The following is an 887-nucleotide window of genomic DNA, read 5'->3' as shown; positions in this document are numbered from 1 at the left end:
CGTCAGCCTGAAAATCGGCGATGTGGTGCCGAAGGACAAATGGATTTTCAAGGCGAACTGGATTGACTCGACCCACCTGCGCAATGTGCTCTGCTACAACCTGTGGCAGAAGGTGATGGCGACCCGCAGCGGCTGGCCGCGCCGGGATATTGATAACAGCTACGTGGGGAAGCTGGGGGCCAGCGCCATTGATACGGGTGCCATCGGCTGCCCGAAGGGGTACGCCTGCGTGCTGTATATCAACGGTGAGTTTTACGGGATAGGGGATTTTCTCTACAACTCGTCGCGCAAGGATTACAACATCGCCAAAAACAGCCCGGAGCAAATCATGATTATCTGGGACGGGGCGATTAACATCCCGGCGCTCACGGATAACGGCACCTGGGTGATGGACTCACCTTCGAAACCCACGGCGGAAACGGCTGCCTGCCTCGACCGCTGGCGGGACTTCGCGCAGTCCGCGCAGGACGCGTTTACCACCGCTGCCGGTACGCATCTGGATAAAAACAACGTGGTGGATTTCTACGTCTTCCTCAGCTTTATCTGCGCCCCGGACTGCGTGCAGAAGAACACCACGTTTATCACCTGGGACGGCACGAAATGGTTTTTCATGCCCTATGACCTGGATACCACCTTTGGTCTGCATTACGCCGGGACGTCGATTGCCTATCCGCCAGACCTGAATCTGTTTGATAACGGTCTCGCCATGCAGGTCAACCGCACCTTCTGGAAGAAAGTCCGTACCACCTTCCAGGCGGAAATGAATGCCCGCTATGCGGAGTTGCGGGATAACGGTCTGTTTTCACAGCGCGGTGTGCTGGAGCTGGCCCGAGACCTGCTGGGGCGCTACACCCCGGAACTGATGCAGGCTGAATATGAAAAATGGC

Annotated in this window: 1 protein-coding gene; it reads left to right on the top strand. The window is 57.0% G+C overall.

Annotated features, from left to right (window positions below; all coding sequences use genetic code 11):
* Positions 1-887 (top strand): CotH kinase family protein (locus tag CWM61_RS28550; protein ID WP_206054242.1); only part of this gene is annotated, 887 nt, incomplete at both ends.

The organism is Klebsiella sp. K-Nf6, assembly GCF_002806655.1.
Lineage (GTDB): Bacteria > Pseudomonadota > Gammaproteobacteria > Enterobacterales > Enterobacteriaceae > Klebsiella > Klebsiella variicola.
This window is presented reverse-complemented; position numbering and strand designations above follow the sequence as displayed.